The 18,500-nt window shown below is 45.3% G+C and carries 10 protein-coding genes, 1 tRNA gene and 1 pseudogene; 6 read left to right on the top strand and 6 right to left on the bottom strand.

Annotated elements, in window-relative coordinates:
• Positions 1-387: 387 nt before the first annotated feature.
• A complete protein-coding gene (locus RLO19_RS25330; protein ID WP_446360168.1) occupies positions 388-1,722 on the bottom strand; it encodes a glutamine synthetase family protein in 1,335 nt (444 codons plus the stop codon).
• 96 nt (positions 1,723-1,818) lie between these two features.
• Here RLO19_RS25330 and RLO19_RS25335 point away from each other — a divergent pair, with 96 nt between their 5' ends.
• From RLO19_RS25335 to RLO19_RS25355, 5 genes are all read left to right on the top strand, one after another.
• On the top strand, positions 1,819-2,559 hold the full coding sequence (locus RLO19_RS25335; RefSeq protein ID WP_446360169.1) for an LmeA family phospholipid-binding protein: 741 nt from the start codon (positions 1,819-1,821) through the stop codon (positions 2,557-2,559).
• 165 nt (positions 2,560-2,724) lie between these two features.
• A complete protein-coding gene (locus tag RLO19_RS25340; RefSeq protein ID WP_446360170.1) occupies positions 2,725-3,330 on the top strand; it encodes a cytochrome b/b6 domain-containing protein in 606 nt (201 codons plus the stop codon).
• Positions 3,331-3,430: 100 nt separating this feature from the next.
• Positions 3,431-3,610 (top strand): hypothetical protein, encoded by a 180-nt coding sequence (locus RLO19_RS25345; protein ID WP_446360171.1) that lies wholly within the window; start codon positions 3,431-3,433, stop codon positions 3,608-3,610.
• Between the two features lie 222 nt (positions 3,611-3,832).
• Positions 3,833-5,044: a M20 family metallopeptidase gene (locus RLO19_RS25350; protein WP_446360172.1), complete on the top strand. Its 1,212-nt coding sequence runs from the start codon at positions 3,833-3,835 to the stop codon at positions 5,042-5,044.
• A 223-nt stretch (positions 5,045-5,267) separates the two neighbouring features.
• The gene (locus RLO19_RS25355) at positions 5,268-11,375 is read left to right on the top strand and encodes a CHAT domain-containing protein (RefSeq protein WP_446360173.1); all 6,108 of its coding nucleotides are present in this window, start codon (positions 5,268-5,270) and stop codon (positions 11,373-11,375) included.
• Between the two features lie 355 nt (positions 11,376-11,730).
• Here RLO19_RS25355 and recQ read toward each other — a convergent pair whose 3' ends face one another.
• A complete protein-coding gene (gene recQ / locus RLO19_RS25360) occupies positions 11,731-13,860 on the bottom strand; it encodes a DNA helicase RecQ (protein WP_446360174.1) in 2,130 nt (709 codons plus the stop codon).
• A 252-nt stretch (positions 13,861-14,112) separates the two neighbouring features.
• On the opposite strand from recQ, the gene RLO19_RS25365 reads away from it, so the two are divergent.
• Positions 14,113-14,397, top strand: a complete 285-nt coding sequence (locus RLO19_RS25365; RefSeq protein WP_446360175.1) for a DUF427 domain-containing protein — start codon at positions 14,113-14,115, stop codon at positions 14,395-14,397.
• A gap of 153 nt (positions 14,398-14,550) precedes the next feature.
• On the opposite strand, the gene RLO19_RS25370 is transcribed toward RLO19_RS25365, so the two are convergent.
• The 4 genes and pseudogenes from RLO19_RS25370 to RLO19_RS25385 form a co-directional block, all read right to left on the bottom strand.
• Positions 14,551-14,637: transfer RNA gene (locus tag RLO19_RS25370), tRNA-Ser, on the bottom strand.
• Between the two features lie 67 nt (positions 14,638-14,704).
• The gene (locus RLO19_RS25375) at positions 14,705-17,056 is read right to left on the bottom strand and encodes a ComEC/Rec2 family competence protein (RefSeq protein ID WP_446360176.1); all 2,352 of its coding nucleotides are present in this window, start codon (positions 17,054-17,056) and stop codon (positions 14,705-14,707) included.
• A gap of 80 nt (positions 17,057-17,136) precedes the next feature.
• On the bottom strand, positions 17,137-18,030 hold the full coding sequence (gene glyQ, locus RLO19_RS25380; RefSeq protein ID WP_446360177.1) for a glycine--tRNA ligase subunit alpha: 894 nt from the start codon (positions 18,028-18,030) through the stop codon (positions 17,137-17,139).
• 123 nt (positions 18,031-18,153) lie between these two features.
• Positions 18,154-18,372: pseudogene (locus RLO19_RS25385) on the bottom strand (RNA-guided endonuclease InsQ/TnpB family protein); the annotation flags it as partial.
• Between the last annotated feature and the right edge of the window lie 128 nt (positions 18,373-18,500).

The raw sequence follows: 18,500 nt of genomic DNA on the forward strand, positions 1-18,500 counted from the left end.
GGAACCAGCAAACCCTGTAATAAGTCCCTTCGCCCACCCAGTCCAAGATGTCTTGGCATTACCCAACGCCTAACCAATTAGGCTTAGAGGCTAGTCCGAACTAGGGAAGTATTCCCAAGTCTGTGCCAGAACTAGGCTCAACCCGAGCTATTCACCGCTTACGTTGTCCAAACTGGCTTGGTCAATCTTTGTCCCTTTTAGGGCAAGGTTGGTGAAACTCATGTCCAACCTCCGGTTGACTGTTGGGATTGCTCTGGTATTTCTTCCTTGTCTCCTAGAGCAGGGGAGGCATCTTAATTTCTAGTATAAGTATTTTTGCTTATCGCTTTGATTAAAAATTTGTAAAGTTATAGTAGGGTGGGCAATGCCCACCTTAGCTGTGCGAATTCAATATCGCTCTAATAAAAGCTTGACTTCAGCGTCTAAATCGAAATCCCTCATCGCCTCCCACTCGGCTTGTCGTACTGCTAAATAAACATGAGCCAACTCTTCACCCAAGGCATTAAGGAGTACCGAGTCATTTCTAAGCTGTTCTATCGACTCAGCTAACGTACTGGGCAATCGTTCAATATTAGCCCCTTGGCGTTCAACATCCGTCATCGTACCGGGATCTACAGATACAGGCGTTGCCAGTTCTAAGCCTTGGTGGATACCATCAACTCCCGCTGCAATCGTTGCCCCTAATGCTAAGTAGGGATTCGCTGTAGCATCCACAGTTTTGAATTCAAAATGAGACGGACTCGGGGGTTCAGGATGGGTAGGGACACGCACAGCCGCTTCCCGATTATCTAATCCCCAACACCGGAATGCCCCACTCCAACACTGGGGTAGCAAGCGGCGGTAAGAATTGATAGTGGGTGTTGTCAGTGCCATCAAAGCAGGTAGGTGGTGCAGAATTCCTGCGATAAAGTGACGCGCAATATCCGAAAGTTCGCCATTTCCGTCTGGATGGGGGATGAGATTTTCGCCCTCTCGCCAGAGACTCAGGTGTAGGTGACAACCGCTACCCGCTTGATCAGCAAAGATTTTCGGTAAGAATGAGGCGATACGATAATGTTGGAGTGCGATCGCTTTGACAGTTTCCCGGAAGGCAATCTGTTGATCTGCCGCACTTAGGGCGTTGGTGTAGAGGATGGAGATTTCCTGCTGACCGGAACCGGATTCGGGATAATATTGTTCAACTAGCATTCCCTGCTCAATCAAAGCTGCCGCAATGTGATCAATAATCCCTTGATGCAAATCCATTGCCATCGTCGATGCAAATACCGTTTCATCCGCAGGTACAATGCCCTCAGCGTTTCGCTGCAAGAGATAGAACTCATTCTCAAATGCGGCAATCACCTCTAACCCCTCTTGGTTAGCCTCTGCAACCATGCGTTTGAGAAAATTGCGTGGACAAAGACTCCAAGGCACACCATTTAGGATCATATCGCCCATGACACGGGCATGACCTGGGCAATAGGGTAAAGGGTTCAGCGTACTCCAGTCTGGCACGAGACGGATTTCTCCCACAGGTCCAAACCCACTCCCAGCAACAGGCGCATCATACATAACCGGAATGGCTTGTTGAGCCGCAGAAATACCCACACCATGGATGAGGTATTCTGATAGGGCTTTTCGGTGGACTGCCTTGCCCCGGATAATATTGGCATTGTCGCACCAGAGAATGCGGACAAATTGAATCCTTTGCTGGTCAAGATTTTGTAATTGTTCTTTTTCCATTCATTTTCTGCCTGTGTTTCTCTCCCAGAGTAGATCCACAAATTAACGTTTCTTAATATAATGAGAAGATAACACGGCTGATAAAGGAGCGATCGCGTGCTGACCCTAGACCGCCTTGGAGAACAGACCCTGAACAGAATTGCGACGCTGGCGCTTTCCAGCCAAATCGATGATGCCAAAAAACTCGAGGTGCGAGTCAAAACAGACCCTTCTCTGTTAGCCAAGGGTCAATTAGAATCCCTGGCGATTTACGGTGAGGGGTTAATCATGGAACACGATATCCGTCTACAAGAGATGGTTATCCGCCTAGAAACCATTGCGGTTGCTCCCTTCAAAGCCTTAACGGGTAACATTGAACTGACCCAACCGACTCAGGGAACAGCACGGATTGTGATTGCCCAGGTTGATCTTAACCGTGCCTTCAACTCAGATGTGTTAGGGACTCAGCTTCGCTCACTCAAGGTTCAGGTGGATGGTAAGCCGCAAACTCTCAACGTCAAGCAGGTACATTGTCGCCTCTTAGCCGAAGGTCGAGTTGCTCTTGATGCTGACGTCCGGCTAGCTCAAAGTAATGAAACTCAACGAGTGTCCTTCACCACTACTCCTAGAGTAAGTGATGACGGGCGCAGCGTGGTACTAGAGAAGGTGGAATACGCCCAAGGAAAAGAACTCTCACCAGAATTCACTCAAGCATTAGTAACCAAGGCGGGTAAAATATTACACTTGAGTCACTTTGAGATGCCAGGGATATCGCTACGTATGCATCATTTGCATGTCCAAGAAGGTCAACTCACCCTGCAAGCCGTGGCTCATGTGACGCAGTTTCCATCCCTGTAAATTGGGATAGATGCTCGCCTGACAACGATTTTGCAGTTGTTGACATTAAGGTTTAAATAGCGAACAGCTTAATAACTGCGAAAGGATCAACAAAACCCGCCCTGACTCATATTGTCAGGGCGAGTGTTATTCTAGATGAATATTTTGATCGAGATAACCTGAACCATGTCTCGTGCTACCCCTTATCAACCCTTACTTCTGAGACTGTTGCATGGTATCAATGCTCTGATTGCCATTTTAGCTATCATCACCTCCTACTGGGTTTATGATACCTATGATGGGCGATTCGGACAACTGTCTCTGCCCCAAATTCCAGATATTATTGGCATTCATGGCACATTTGGCAAAACCTTACTCCTAGGGGTAATGCCAGCCTTTGCATTATACAGTTTTCATCTAGGGTCTAGACGCCTCATTCAACCCGATTCGTTTCAAAAGCTTAGACAATTGGGTAAACCTATCGGTTGGTATAGCCTGCATCGGATTATTAATACAGTGATGTTATTAGCCATTACCTTTTCCTTGATGACTGGCAGTATGATCAAAGAAGAATGGTTACCCAATGGGGAATTAAATCATATCTGGTATTATTTACACCTAACCGGATGGGTGATATTAGTTGGATGTTTAGCCATTCACTTATTAGTCAGTGCAAAGGTAGGAGGATTACCATTATGGATATCCATATTTAAGCTAAACTATCGTCCAAACGATTCTCCAAAAAAGTGGATTCAGACAATGCGTTCATTCGGTCGGCGGGAAGATAGATGATATCATATCCGGTTGAATACTTAGGGGTTGCTGCATAAGTGTTGTGCTAAGGATAGGGAACAGGAAACGGGGAAATGATAACTGTTTAGATAAACATGATATGAAACGAAATACGCTACTGATTGTTGTAGAAATTGTGGTCATTGGCGGGATTATATTCGGTTTGATTGCCCCCTTATTATTTCCCTCAGAGGAACCAGAACAGAGCCAAAATATTGTAGAGACAATCTTAAAAGCTGAAGTCTTCACAGTTACAATCACTAGTCGCACAGGCGGGTAGGTTGGCTGGTGTAGTTTGGGGAATGGATACTGACTAAAAGCGAAGCAACTTCTAGTATCCCCCTTTTTAAGGGGCACGGAAGGGAGATCTACCAGGGGATGAGAGGGGGATCTACAAGGGGACGAGAGTAACCCGGATTTAGTATTAAAGGAAGATACCTCTAGATTTGCTCCGGAGGCATCTTTGAGTCCTAGGTATAGTATTACAAGTTGTTAAACAATCATGGTTTTTACGTCTTCTACTCCCCCTACCGTTAACGGTTCTGAGATCCGACGTGAGATTCGCGCCCTGGAATCTCAGCTAGTCGAGTGGCGTCGGCGCTTGCACCAGCACCCGGAATTAGGGTTTACTGAACACCTAACCTCTGCATTTGTTTCCCAAAAGTTACAGGAGTGGGGAATTGAACATCAAACGGGTATTGCCCAAACCGGGATCGTTGCCATAATAAAGAGCGATCGCACAGGTCCGGTGTTAGCGATTCGGGCGGATATGGATGCATTGCCCGTTCAAGAAGAAAATGATGTTCCCTACCGATCGCAACATGATGGAATTATGCACGCTTGCGGTCATGATGGACATACTGCGATCGCATTAGGCACAGCCTTCTATCTTTCCCAACACCGCCAAGACTTTGCCGGAACCGTCAAATTCATTTTTCAACCCGCCGAAGAAGGACCCGGAGGCGCTAAGCCGATGATCGAAGCTGGCGTCTTAAAAAATCCGCAAGTCGATGCTATGATTGGGCTACATTTGTGGAACAATTTACCCCTCGGAACAGTTGGCGTTCGCAGTGGTACCTTAATGGCAGCAAGCGAGCGTTTTCAGTGTAAAATTTTAGGCAAGGGGGGACATGGGGCAATGCCCCATCAAACCCTAGACGCGATCGTTATCGCTACTCAAGTGGTCAACGCCTTGCAAACCATTGTGGCTCGTAATGTTGACCCCATTGATTCAGCCGTGGTTACAGTGGGAATGTTTCAAGCTGGTACAGCGTTTAATGTCATTGCTGACAGCGCCCAAATGAGCGGCACAGTGCGGTATTTTAATCCGCAATTAGGGGGTTATTTCAGCCAGCGCATCGAGCAAGTGATTGCAGGTATTTGTCAGAGTCACGGGGCGCAGTACGAACTAGACTACCAGCCGCTTTATCCGCCTGTAATCAATGACTCACAGATAGCCGAATTGGTGCGATCTGTAGCGGCAGAAATCGTCGAAACACCCACAGGAATTGTACCAGAATGCCAAACCATGGGCGGGGAAGATATGTCATTTTTCCTAGAGGCTGTACCGGGTTGCTATTTCTTTTTGGGTTCAGCGAATCCCAGTAAAGATTTAGCCTATCCCCATCACCACCCCCGGTTTGATTTTGATGAAACTGTGTTAGCAATGGGAGTAGAACTATTTGTTCGCTGCGTCGAAAAGTTTTGCCAGTAATTCTCGGCATTCGGGAAACCTGACAATCTAGGGTGTGCCTGCCATATCAATCAAACGCGAAACCAGGGTAAGGTAACGAATTCAAGGCTTTTACGGCTTTTCCTCTGATCCTTTCCCTCGCGTGGATTCCCTGGGATGGGTGTATCTGTCCCCAACGAGTCCCACCATTGGCAAATCAAACCCTAGAAAATTATAGAGGAATTACCTCCCTCAGGAGAAGCCTATGTCAGCCCCCATCTACCTGAAAATACTCTCAACCCTAACTTTATGCCTAACCACCCTCGGGTTCATGTCATCGGGGTTAACCCAACCCATTGTTTCCGATGACAGTACCAATACAATTGTGACTCCAGATGGCAACCGTTTCGATATTCAGGGGGGGAAATTGTCAGGAGATGGCGCGAATCTCTTCCACAGTTTTAGTGAGTTTGGCTTAGACTCTGGACAAATTGCCAATTTTTTATCCAACCCATCCCTACAGAATATTCTCTCACGGATTACTGGCGGTGATCTATCAATTATTAATGGGTTAATCCAAATCAGTGGCGGCACATCTAATCTGTTTTTGATGAATCCGGCGGGTATTATCTTTGGCAATGATGCTCAATTAAACGTCCCCGCCGCGTTTACTGCTACAACGGCGACAGGTATTAGTTTTGGCGATAATTTATTTAATGCTACAGGGATTAATGATTACAAGTCTCTGGTGGGAGAACCCAATGGCTTTGTCTTTAACACACCTGAACCGGGTTCTATTGTAAACACAGGCATCCTAAAAGTCGATTCTGGGCAGAAGCTGAGTTTAATTGGCGGTACGGTTGTGAGTACGGGTGAATTAGTCGCCCCAGAGGGTCAAATTACTGTAGCCACGGTTCCTGGTAATCAATGGGTTCGGATTAGCCAAGCGGGACATTTGTTGAGTTTAGACGTTCCCATCGCTGCGACTGAAGTTCCGTTTACTCCCCTTTCTCTTCCGCAACTGCTAACGGGAGGAACCGTTAGTAATGCTACGGGTTTGTCGGTGAATGATCAGGGTGAAGTTGCCCTAACAGGTTCAGGTATTTCAATTAATAATGGTGATGTGGTTGCCAATACGGTAACTGGAGGAACGGCGTTACTTTCAGCAGAGAATAATCTCAGCTTGGTGGAGAGTCAGTTAACCACAACAGGTGATTTACAACTATTAGCGCAGGATACAGTACAGGTGCGGGATAGTGTGGCGAATCCATTTAGGGTAGAAGCGGGGGGGGATCTTACTATTCAGGGTGAACAAAGTATTGATATTCTGACGCTGAATCACCCGGGAACACCTTTTCAAAGTGGTGGTAATTTGACTTTAGTCAGTAATGGTTCCATCTCGGTAGATGCCCATTTGAAGAGTGGCGGTGATTTCTCAATTCTGAACCTATTAGGAGAACCCGCTAACTTTGTTAGTTTTTATGATCCAATTATTACCTCTGGGGGAAATTATAACGTTGGAGCTTACAGTGGACCTGCACTTAAGGTTGAGGCGACAGGTGACATTCGGGGAAGAAATATTACGATTACAGAACCTGATCAATCGGGGATGATTCCTACTACTGATCCAGATTTTGTGCTTCTAACCACAACGCCATCCCTAATTCTGCGCTCAGATACAGGTAATATTCAAGTCGCTAGAATTAGAACAAATTCTACCAATGTTGACTTTGATGCGGGTTCGGTGATTTTTGAAGCGGTGGGTGATATTAGATTTACCGGAATTGATACGGCTTGGCGAGGAACAACAGGTTCGGGTCAAGGTGGTGATATTTATATTAAAACGACGAATGGAAACATTATCGGTATTACACCGGGCGTCTTGAGAAATATCGTATCGGATAGTATAAACGGGAATTCTGGAAATATTACCCTTGAAGCGCCTAATGGAAGTATTGACGTAGCCAATATTCTAGCTAAAAGCAGAAGCAATGGAGATGGTGGTAATATTCAAGTGATTGCTGGCGGGGATGTTATTAGTGGGAATATCCAGTCAAGTGGTGATAATGGTGGAAATATTGTAATTAGAAGCGGTGGACAAATTGATACCACTACCCGCATCGATAATGAAGGTGTTAATGAAGGAACAATACAATCCTGTAGTCAGGATGATGGTTGTTCTGGTACTGGCGGAAATATCACTCTTGAAGCCGAAATAATTTTGGCAAGAGGGATAGAGTCTAATGGTTCTATCGGGGGTAAAATTAGCCTGACAAGCAATGAGATCCAGCTTTTGCCAGCGTCGATTAAACCAGAACTTCCCTATATCAGAGGCACAGGAGTCTTAGATATTCAAGCATTTACAGGGGAAGAAATAACCGTAAACACGGGAGGGAATGACCTCACTCTCGATAATCCTCTCCAGCTTGGGGGCAATGTCAGTTTCAATACGAGTGGTGGTAATGTTACCTTGAATGGAACAGTTGATGGAGAGTATGATTTAAGTTTAAATACGGATACGGGTACAGCAATATTTAATGGTATTGTGGGTAGTCTCAATTCATTAAATGTTATCAGCACTGATGCTAATGGAAAAACGATCATTAATCGTGATATAACTGCCAATCAGCTAGAATTTAATAATAGTGTAGAAGTGCTGTCAAATTCAACATTAACCTTGACACTGGGCGAGGTGCAGCTATCTTCGAGAATCGATTTCAGGTCAAACCTTGAGTTAAAAGCTGACCTCGTTATCAGCACGAATGAAAATAGTCAAATCAACTTCAATAACACCGTTGATGGAACTCATGATTTGACTATATTAAACCCTGGAGTAACGAGCTTTTTTGGTGAAGTTGGCAGTATCAATCGTTTAAACACCATCAGTACAGATGAAGCGGGAACCACCCAAATTAATAAAAATATTACGGCTAATCAACTTGACATCCAAGATTCAGTAGAGGTGCTGTTCGATTTATCGTTAACGGCAGATAAAATTGAGTTTGGTTCAACGATTACGGGGACAAATCGTAATCTGATTCTTCAATCGTCAAATACGGCTGATATATTTAGCCTAGCAGGAACAGAGAATTCCCAAGATGAAACGGGATTCCAGGATGGTTTTAAAAGTCTGACAATCCGCAATCTGAATAGTGATGGGCAAATTGATTTAAGCAATCTTACTTTCAGTGATCCGGTAACGATTGAATTGCCTGATGGAGTGATAGTGATTAAGGGCAATGTTAGTGGCACAGATGATGCTTCAATTACACTCAATAGCACAAGTATTAACCTAAATGCTAATATCACTACTGAAGGCGGTGGTATAGCTTTTAATGCAGACAAGGTTGAACTGAGTAATGACGTTACTCTCAACAGTGGTAGTAACCCGATTGGCTTTCAGGGTACAGTTGATGGTAATCATGATTTGACAATATTAAGCTCGGGTACAATCACATTTGGCGGCGCGGTTGGTAGTGCTACCCCACTCGATACTCTCACCACAGATGCTGGCGGAATAACTCAATTCCAGGGAAACGTTACGGCAAATCGGTTGAATTTGCAAGATCTGGTAGATGTGCTATCCAATTTATCCCTAACCGCTGCAGCCATTGACTTGAGTTCAATTGAGACAAGCACAAATAAAACCTTAACTCTTCAACCTCTAAATCCTAACCAAGACTTTAGTTTAAATGGTGGGATATTTAAAGACGGTTTTCCGACTATAACCATTGGTCGAGAATCAGGGGGTGGTACAATTACACTGGATGAGAATTTTACGTTCAGTGATCCCGTTACGATTCAGTCGCCTAGGGGAGACATTGTTGTCAATGGTATAGTGATGGGTGAAAATAATGCCGCGATTACCCTCAATGCTGCTACGACAAGGCTTAATTCTAAGATTACAACCGCAGGCGGTAATCTTACATTCTTAGGAGACAGGGTTAATTTAGGGGCTGATGTTGACCTGAATGCGGCAGGTGGTACGATCAGATTTGATGGTATCGTGGATGGCGATCGCACGTTACGCATCTTTAGTACCGGAACTACTATATTCTCAGGTGCTGTGGGTAGTGTGACGCCGTTAAACAGTCTCATCACTGACGCTGGAGGAATTACCCAATTTGGCACAAATGTTACCGCGACTCGTTTAAATATCCAAGATTCCCTGGCTGTCTTATCGGATTTATCCCTAACCGGATCAGAGATTACCTTGGGTGCAATGGTAACGGGATCGAATACTAATCTGGTTTTGCAACCGTTAAATCCCACTCAAGACTTTACCCTCACCGCAGGCGTGTTTGAAGAAGGATTCCAGAGTCTGAGGATTGGTAGAGAGAATGGTAGTGGCGCGATCGCACTCAATGGAAATCTCACGTTTAGTGACCCAGTGACTATCATATCACCCATAGGTTCAGGTTCGATCACCGCTACAGGTATAATTACTGGATTCGATAATGCAACGATTAGCCTACAGGCAAATCAAGAGATTGACGTAAACGATATTACTGCCAATTCCGGAATTTCTCTCACCAGTAATCAAGGGGCTGTCACGACTGGAAATCTGAATACATCAGGAGTGAATCAAGGCGGAGATATTACAGTAAAAGCCAAAACCGAGATTCAAACCGGTGCAATCAATTCCAGTGCAACTCAGGGCAATGCTGGAGATGTCACCTTAGATCCAGAAGGCGATATCGAAGTTGATTCGATTAATGCTCAAGGTGGAACAAACGGCAGGGGTGGTAGTGTAGATATTACCACAGAACAATTTTTCCGAGCAACTGGTACATTTGGCGATCGCACAGGTACAACAACCAGTATCTCCACCGCAGGCGGGAATGGAGGTGGATCAGTGACAATTCGCCATCAGGGAGGGCGAATTATCCCCTTCACCGTCGGGGAAGACTACAACGATATCAATGGTACCAGAGGCGCGATCGCGACAGGAAACGATAATCAAATTATCCAGGGTTCCTATCCCAATCCCTATACCCAGGGAATCGCACCAAGTCAGATTCAACTGATTACACCGGAAACCCTAAACCCAATCCCGCCTGAATTTTCCCCCTCACAAAGACTGCTTCCCCAAGAAGAGTCGCCTTCAAAACTTCCAGTTGAAACCAGCTTACCATCTGTAAGTATTGACACCCTATTTGGCACAATTGATTCGGCTTATACGCAAGAATTTGAATCCTATCTTGACAAATCAGGTACTCAAATTCTCACCCTAAGTGAGGCGCGTCAACTATTGCAAGATATTAACCAAGCAACAGGGGTCAAACCAGCATTAATTTATGTAATGTTTGTTCCCAGTAGCATCTCTTCCTCATCCGCTACCCCCCAGGATAATGATCAGCTAGATCTCGTCTTAGTGACAGCCCAAGGAGAGCCCATTCAGAAATCCATACCTATCACCCGCGCTGAAGTTTTACAAGTGGCGCAACAGTTTCAACAAACTGTAACCAATGTTCGAGATGCGAAGGGTTACTTAACCCCAGCGAAACAACTCTACGAATGGTTGATTACGCCATTGGAAGCTGACTTAAAAGCCCAAGGCATTGAAAACCTGGTGTTTGTTATGGATAAAGGTTTACGTTCTATTCCCGTAGCTGCCCTACACAACGAACAGCGATTTTTAATCGAGAATTATAGTGTAGGAATTATGCCCAGTTTAAGCCTCACCGATACCCGCTTCCAAAGTGTGAAAGATACCCAAGTATTGGCGATGGGGGCAGCAAAATTTAGCGATCAAAAGCCTTTACCCGCCGTTCCTGTGGAACTAGAAGTAATCACCCAGAAACTATGGCAAGGTGAATTTTTCCTGGATGAAGGCTTTACTCTAGATAATCTTAAAGCCCAACGAAAAAAACAACCCTTTGGCATTGTTCACCTCGCCACCCATGCCGATTTTCGTCCCGGTGCGATCTCTAATTCTTATATTCAGTTATGGAATAGTAAGCTACGCCTTGATCAATTACCAGAATTGGGGTGGAATAATCCCGCTGTAGAATTACTTGTACTCAGCGCCTGTCGAACTGCATTAGGGGATGAAAATGCTGAGTTAGGCTTTGCTGGATTAGCAGTGCAAGCGGGAGTAAAATCAACCTTAGCTAGTTTGTGGTACGTCAGTGATGAAGGCACATTAGCGCTAATGACCCAATTTTATAATCACTTAAAAACCGCTCCAATTAAAGCAGAAGCCTTACGACAGGTGCAAATCGACATGCTTAAGGGGCAAGTTCAACTGATAAATGGTCAACTGATTACGTCTGCGGGAACGATTTTATTACCCTCTGAACTGCCACAATCACAAGATTTTACCCATCCTTATTATTGGGCATCTTTCACTATGGTGGGGAATCCGTGGTAAAAATAAGTCACTTTTTATCAATGGATAATTAATAATTGATAATTAATAATTGATAATTGATAATTGATTAATTGGGTCTAATACCTCTTCGTTTACGAAGAAATTAAAAAAGATTTTCATTAATTTCAATCCTCTTCTTTTAAGGAGAGGTCATTATCCATTGTTCATTATCCATTGTCAATTTGTGAACCAGTACAAGGTGAGTGTGAATTGTGTAGGGGCGGGTTTCACCACTATCTCTTCGGTTGCAACCCGATGTTACTAAACCCGCCCCTACTATCTCTTCGGTTGCAACTCAGGTTTTAGACTTCAGCGATATTTAACCTAATCTAATGGTAAAAACAAGCATCAATTCTCAACTCTTCTCCCGAATCCACCACGATCGCACGAGGCGAATTTCATCATAACTATAATCCTCTCCCAACTGTTCCCGCAAGCTTCTCAGGGAGTTAGTGCCAACCTTCTGAATCGCTTGCAAGATTGGCTTTTGCCGTTCGACTGGCACCAATCGGTTTAAATCCACGGGTTGATTCTTTTCAATTAGCTCACTCAAATGAGTAAGAATAGTGCTAGGAATATAACCCCGTCTTTCAGCAATTTCCTCTATACTCAATCCTTGCTGATACAGTTGTAAGGTCGTCATTTGACTATTTGAAGGCAGAGGTACAGGTAACTTTTGCTCCTGGCAAAATTCTCTAACTTCCGAAACAAACCGCTCTCCATACTGAGTCAACTTATGAGCCGTTATACCTGATATTTGAGCAAACTCCTCCAGGGTTTTGGGTTTGACTTGTGCCATTAACTTCAGGCTAGAATCAGCGAAAATAACATAAGGCGGAATCGATTGAGTATCAGCGATTTGTTTGCGTAGCTTTCGCAATCTCTCAAACAGCAGTTCAATTTCTGCCGTTCTTGGATTAATATCCGATAAAGCCTTTGCCACTGGGGTTTGGGTAATTGCAATATTCACAGAACGTTGCTTGCGAAGAACTTCCCAACTCAGTTTATTTAGCTTCAGTACCCGATATCCATCCGTTGTTTCATCCATTAACCCCTGATGCAGGAGCGATCGCGCCAGCATTTTCCAAGCGTCAATGCTTTTATCCTTACCGATTCCATAAGTCGAGAGGAGGTGATGTCCATTCTGTTCCACCTTCTTTTTCTGTGAACCCCGCAGCACATCAATAATGTGATTCATGCCAAACCGTTCTCGACAACGCGCCACACAGGACAAAAACTTTTGCGCTTCAATCGTCCAATCTTCAATCGGTTTAGGATGGCAACAGTTATCGCAGTTATCGCAATTTCCCTTAAACCGTTCACCAAAATATCTGAGTAAAATGGTGCGGCGACAATCCGTTCCTTCGGCGTAGTCTCGTATTTGCTGTAACTGTTGACGGGCAACACGCTGTTCTGTTGGATCAGGTTTTTGATCAATAAAATAATCGAGTCGGGGAATATCACCTGGACTATAAAAAAGCGTACAATAAGCAGGTTCTCCATCTCGTCCGGCTCGTCCTGATTCTTGATAATAACCTTCTAAATTTCGGGGTAAATCGTAGTGAATCACAAAGCGGACATCCGGTTTGTTGATTCCCATGCCAAAGGCAATGGTTGCCACCATCACTTGTACGTCATCTCGAATAAAACGATTTTGATTTGTTGAGCGGTCAGTATCACTCATCCCTGCATGGTACGGTAAGGCAGAAACGCCATCTTTTTGCAGTCGAAAAGCCACTTCTTCAACGCTGCGACGACTGAGACAATAGATAATCCCTGAGCCTTTATAGGATTGAACTTTTTTGAAGAGTTGATTATAGCTTTGGCGCTGTTTGGGTTGAATTTCGTAGTAGAGGTTAGGGCGGTTAAAACTAGCAATATGGATACTGGCTTGCTTGAGATTGAGTTGTTGGACAATATCCTGCTGCACCCGCTTTGTGGCTGTAGCGGTAAGGGCTAGCATCGGGATATCGGGATACCGTTGGCGTAACTGTTGAATCTGCCGATATTCGGGGCGGAAATCATGTCCCCACGCCGAGACACAGTGCGCTTCATCAACAGCAAAGGCAGAAATTCCCACCTGCGATCGCACTTGCTCTAAAAAGGGTGCAAATCGCTCTCCCAGCAGGCGTTCTGGGGCGACGTAGAGCAGTTTAATCTTGCCCTTGAGGATCGCCAGTTCCCGCGATCGCACCGCGTCCCAACTCAGGGTACTATTGAGAAACGTTGCCCCAATGCCGTTATCCACTAAGGCATCCACTTGGTCTTGCATCAGTGCAATCAACGGCGATACCACCACCGTTAACCCCGGTTTGAGTAAGGCGGGTAATTGGAAGCACAGTGACTTACCGCCCCCTGTAGGCATAATAATCAGCAAGTCACGATTCTGAAGTGCTTCTTCAACGATTTGCTGCTGTCCTGGGCGGAAGGTATCATATCCAAAAAACTGCTTGAGGGCGTCCTCCAAGGATTGCAACTGATACATGATGGATGCTGTGGGCGCTTATGACCCAATCATTGTAACAACCTCAGGTGGACAGTGAGAAACACTGATTGATAGCGCATTCCATGCACTCATCGTGCTTAGAGTCAACTCTCAACTTGAGCAAACCGGAGAAATTTAACCAAAAATGTATCCAATAATACCAAACTTGGGGATGATTTTTTCTGATTCCCCCACCCTTCTGTACCTTTACCCCCATAATAAGAATTAGAGACTTTATGAAGTAACGTAACAATGCCTAAAGCCATCTGGAACGACAAGGTTATCGCTGAGAGCGACAACTGTCAAATTGTAGAAGGAAACTATTATTTCCCCCCAGACTCGATTAATCAGCAGTATTTCAAGGAAAGCAGCACCCATACAAGCTGTCCTTGGAAGGGTCAAGCCAGTTACTATACCATCGAAATTGATGGGCAACAGAATAAGGATGCAGCGTGGTACTATCCCCAAGCAAAAGACAAAGCGAAAAATATTGAGGGCTATGTCGCCTTTTGGAGAGGGGTGAAAGTCGAAGCGTAGCTAGTATTAGTTCCTGTAAAAAACATAACTAAGGACATAGCAACCGCCATAGTGGTTAGGACACATCATTTTGTAGAGACGTTCCGGCGGAACGTCTCTACAACAGTTCGCTCAATCTGTCAAGGTTTAATTCTAATTCAGATTGACGTTCAACGGAGAGGGGGGGATTCGAACCCCCGATGGTTGTGACACCATAACAGATTTCGAGTCTGCCGCATTCAACCGCTCTGCCACCTCTCCAGGTCTTTGTTCTTATGATAGTAGCACTCATTGTTACTGAGTAGCATCTCAAAAGCGTCTCAATGGTTCACAAAAGCGCTGCATCAGTACGGTTAGCCTCCAAGGTAGTTTCAAAGCCCTGTTCAGGTGTCCACTGAATCGCCCCATCACGACCTGTCCAGTACAATTCAACCTGGGCATTTTGCAGCACTTTGGCGGCTTGGGGTTCAATGATTTCAGCCAACGCGATCGCAACGTCGGGTTTGAGTCCCTCTACCAATCGGGGGGTGAGAGGTTCCCCTGACCACAATAGCACTTGAATTTGAGGGAGATTACCCGTTTGGGCGAATTGGTTTTGCTCATCTGGCGCCATATCTGCCAAGAGTAACCAGACTTGATCCTTAATTTGAAGCTGTACGACTGGCGGTTGAGCCTTAATTAATTCTAGAGTCGTTTTTTCTCCAGAACCTGTAGAACCAACGGCTAAACGTTGTTCAGTTGAAACGACTTCGTAAATTCCATTTTGGGATTGAACCGCTTGTGCGATCGCCTGAGTATCATTGGGTAAAGGTTCTGAATGGGCTAAATCATAGAACCGCTTAACGGGCAAACTTTCCAATATCGACACCCAACCACTCCGGAGAAGAGGTTGTGAATCAACAGCCACCGCCCAATCTACTTGATTAATCCCCTGCTTTTGCAAAAAAGGCAAGATGGTAAAATTAGCGGTATCGGTTTCCCCGCTATTGATCAGCGTCACTTGACCGTGATCCTGAATCACCACAACTTGTTCTTGATCAGCGGCTAATACTGTAACTTGAAACTGTTCTAGCTGTGTTTGCCAAATGGGTAAGACAACGATGGTTAACGCGATCATACCCGCTAGTAGTCCTCGTAACTGCACGCGAGAACTGATACAAGTGATGCCAATTAACCCATAAAGCAGCAGCAACTGCGCCAGAGAAATCGTGCCTAGGGCGACTGAACTACCGGGTAAAGCATTAAAAAATCGCACCAATTCCAGCAAGCCCTGAAGAGGATAGTACAACAATCCCGCGATCGCGCTACCTGCTAGGGGTGAGATTAATGCAACTAAGGCACTCAGGAAACCCCCAAGGCTAATTAAACTAATTAATGGTGTGGCGATGATATTGACAACTACACTGTAAGAGGCAATCATGCCAAAGACGTACAGTTGTAAGGGTAATGTCCACAACAGTGCCGCTAAGGGAACAGCGAACAAAGCGGCAATGACTGAAGGTAGCCAGTCGAGGTGTTTGACTAGGGGGGGTACAGTTACCAGTAATCCCAGGGTTGCCAAAAAGCTTAACTGAAATCCTAAATCCCAGATCCACAAAGGATTGATAATCAACAAAATCGTCGCGGCGAGTAATAGAGAACCCAAGGGTTTAACTTGCCGATGAGTCAGCAGCGCCACTAATGCACCTAATCCCATAATGGCAGCTCGCAGAACTGACGGTTGCAAACCCGTTAAGCCGACATAAATCAGTAACGCCGTTAGTCCAATCCCAAATTGCGCTTTTGTTCCCCAAGGTTTTGTTAACGCTAATACTGAACCCAAAATTAATGACACATGGAACCCAGACGCCGCCAAGATATGAGCGAATCCTGTGCTAATAAAGAGGTCGCGAATATCATAGGGTAAATCGACGGCTTTGCGTCCCAATACAATCGAACTTAATAGGGGACCGGTTGGACTTCCTAACTGACGCACTTGGGCTTGGATAATACGTTCTCGTAAAATCCACCATCCCCAAGTCGGTTGTTGATTTTCATCGGGAAAACTGACTTGTCGCCCGCTTAAACCAGCAAATGCCCCTTCTTTTGCCAAATAGGTGGCAAAATCAAAACCGCCAGGATTTGCTGCTGGTTTGGGTTTGTATAAAACGCCTGTGACGGAAATGGTTTGACCGGGAAAAAGACCCGTCGATTGTAATAGAGGCACGGTTACATATAATTTACCTGTGACACCTCGCGTCGTCGCGCCTCGATTTTCGTTGCTTTCTAGTTCATTAAGCTGGGTGGCTTCTAGCCAAAATTGTCCCTTAAGGGATCTCGTCAGTCGAGGAACTGTTTCGACTTTGCCTTGAATGGTGACGACTTGCCCTTGCATCGTACCTTGAAAAGAAGAAACAAGTTTACTTATGTCATTCAGTTCAGGTTGAGGCAATCGCAGTTGGACATAGACAAGGGCAACAACGGCAATGAAGCTAGCGGTCAACCATAATCTGGCTCTAGGTCCGGTGCGCCAAATCCGAGGGAGTGCGATCGCACAAATTATGCCTATCCCGATTACACTCGCTATTAGGAGGCTGTACTCTTGCCAGGAAACATTACGAGTAGGCAAGCCGACAATGGCTGTAGACAATAAGCCAAGAATATAAGCCAAACTGAGTAGCGAACCACGGGCAAGATTCATCGGATAGCTAGACTGGGTTTCCAAACCAAAACGGTATGAAAGAAAGAATAAGCACGACGAAGGTGTTCAATTCGCCAACCCTAAACCGATAGCTTTTGAGAGGTGGGTGATGGCTTGAGCGGAAATCCTAATCCTTCTCGTTGCTGTAGATAAAGTTGTGCCACTCGCCTTGCCAAGTTACGAATTCTGCCAATATAGCGTGTCCGTTCCGTTACTGAAATCACACCTCTGGCATCCAGTAAATTGAATGTATGAGAACATTTAAGAACATAGTCAAGACTGGGTAGTACAAGACTTCTGTCAATGAGTTGCTTGGCTTCTTGCTCGTATAAGCCAAACAGCGTCAATAGTAAGTCGGGGTTAGATGCCTCGAAATTATAGGTACATTGTTCAATTTCACCTTGGAGGTGAACATCGCCGTAGTTAAGTTGGTCATTCCACTGGATTTTGGTCATCGCATCTACCTCTTGCAGATACATGGCGATTCGTTCTAACCCATAGGTAATTTCAATGGAAACCGGGCGACAGTCTACGCCACCGCACTGCTGAAAGTAGGTAAATTGGGTGATTTCCATACCGTCTAGCCAAACTTCCCAACCGGTTCCCCACGCTCCGACTGTGGCATCTTCCCAGTTATCCTCGACAAAGCGAATATCATGATCTTCGGGATGAATGCCTAAAGCCCGGAGGGAATCTAGATAAATTTCTTGAACCGTGTTGGGTGAGGGTTTAAGCAGGACTTGATACTGGTAGTAGTGTTGGAAGCGATTGGGATTTTCCCCGTAGCGCCCATCGGTTGGTCGTCGGCAAGGTTCCACGTAAGCCACTGACCAAGGCTCGTCGCCGATGGATCTGAGAAAGGTGTGTGGGTTTTTGGTTCCCGCACCTTTTTCGATGTCGTAGGGTTGAGCAATCAGGCACCCGCGATCGCTCCAGAACTGATGTAACGTCGTAATTACCGACTGAAAATTCACGCGACCTCCATATTCTGGTTAAAATCTATCATTTTGCTGAGGCTAGGCAGGTGATGGGCTACTCGAATGTAACAGACTCCCGAGTGCGATCGCCTGCCATAAAGAATAAACTACCCAGACCTGCTATCGCGCTCGGTCTGGGTTTTCAGTAGCCCTGAAGTAATCAAACAAGCTTTGCTGAACATATTCAACAGTTCGGCTTAGCTTGCACGACAACTCCGTGCCTCCAGGCTGGTTTATAGACAGCCCCACAAGTGCAATATTATTGGCTCCATTAAAGTCGGCATCCCCATGCCAACCACAATGCCCACACTTGAAAGTCTTGCCACTACGGTAAGACTTTCACTCTAACTTGTCTGTGTAGTATATAGGCATTGATAGAGTTGTATAACTTATCGGTTATATATCCGTGCGCCTTTCAACTTTTTTAGTTTTGGCACAAATTAACGTAATACCAAGGGTTTCAGATG

The sequence above is a fragment of the Coleofasciculus sp. G2-EDA-02 genome, assembly GCF_040226375.1.
GTDB lineage: Bacteria > Cyanobacteriota > Cyanobacteriia > Cyanobacteriales > Coleofasciculaceae > Coleofasciculus.

Bases quoted from the DNA above. Each gene is read 5' to 3' on its own strand.
- RLO19_RS25330 (WP_446360168.1), bottom strand. From the start codon at position 1,722: ATGGAAAAAGAACAATTACAAAATCTTGACCAGCAAAGGATTCAATTT.
- RLO19_RS25375 (WP_446360176.1), bottom strand. From the start codon at position 17,056: ATGAATCTTGCCCGTGGTTCGCTACTCAGTTTGGCTTATATTCTTGGC.
- RLO19_RS25355 (WP_446360173.1), top strand. From the start codon at position 5,268: ATGTCAGCCCCCATCTACCTGAAAATACTCTCAACCCTAACTTTATGC.
- RLO19_RS25340 (WP_446360170.1), top strand. From the start codon at position 2,725: ATGTCTCGTGCTACCCCTTATCAACCCTTACTTCTGAGACTGTTGCAT.
- RLO19_RS25350 (WP_446360172.1), top strand. From the start codon at position 3,833: ATGGTTTTTACGTCTTCTACTCCCCCTACCGTTAACGGTTCTGAGATC.
- RLO19_RS25365 (WP_446360175.1), top strand. From the start codon at position 14,113: ATGCCTAAAGCCATCTGGAACGACAAGGTTATCGCTGAGAGCGACAAC.
- recQ (WP_446360174.1), bottom strand. From the start codon at position 13,860: ATGTATCAGTTGCAATCCTTGGAGGACGCCCTCAAGCAGTTTTTTGGA.
- RLO19_RS25345 (WP_446360171.1), top strand. From the start codon at position 3,431: ATGAAACGAAATACGCTACTGATTGTTGTAGAAATTGTGGTCATTGGC.